Origin of the sequence: Mycobacterium sp. E342 (assembly GCF_001667665.1) — a bacterium.
GTDB lineage: Bacteria > Actinomycetota > Actinomycetes > Mycobacteriales > Mycobacteriaceae > Mycobacterium.
In genome coordinates, this window is the sequence record NZ_LZJM01000146.1 from 1 (window position 1) to 518 (window position 518).

Consider the following 518-nt stretch of genomic DNA (forward strand, 5'->3'; position numbering starts at 1 on the left):
AGCCGGCCGTATCCGAGCCGATGCTGCCCCATCGCAAAGCCCTCGCCACGGCCGCCGAGAATGTTCTCGTCGGGGACCACTAGGTCGCGGATGCGGACTTCCGCGTGACCCATGGTCACCTCACCGTGGAAGGCCGGCACGTCGGTCTCTCCCATAACCGGAATGTTGCGGATGATCTCGAAGCCAGGATTGGGCAACTCGACGAGAAACGTCGTGTACTGGCGATGGCGCGGCGCGTCGGGATCGGTCTTCGCCATGACCAATGCCAGTTGTGAGATGGAAGCGGCGGAGGTGAACCACTTTTCGCCATTGAGAACCCAATCCGGCCCTCGCTGCACGGCCGCGGTCTGCATGCCGGTGGCATCGGCGCCGGCGGCTCTTTCGGTCATGGCAAAGCAGACCCGGATATCGCCGTTGACCAGCGGGACCAGGTAGCGCTGCTTCTGCTCCTCGGTCCCGTGCTCGATGAGGGTCAGCATGGTCGCGTCCTGTGGGCCCATGCAGTTCAACGCCCACGC

General features: G+C 64.3%; 1 protein-coding gene. It reads right to left on the minus strand.

The features are described 5' to 3' along the window. The coding region (locus A5692_RS09385; RefSeq protein ID WP_231984250.1) for an acyl-CoA dehydrogenase family protein at window positions 1-479 on the minus strand (479 nt) is incomplete at its 3' end. Window positions 480-518: the final 39 nt, after the last annotated feature.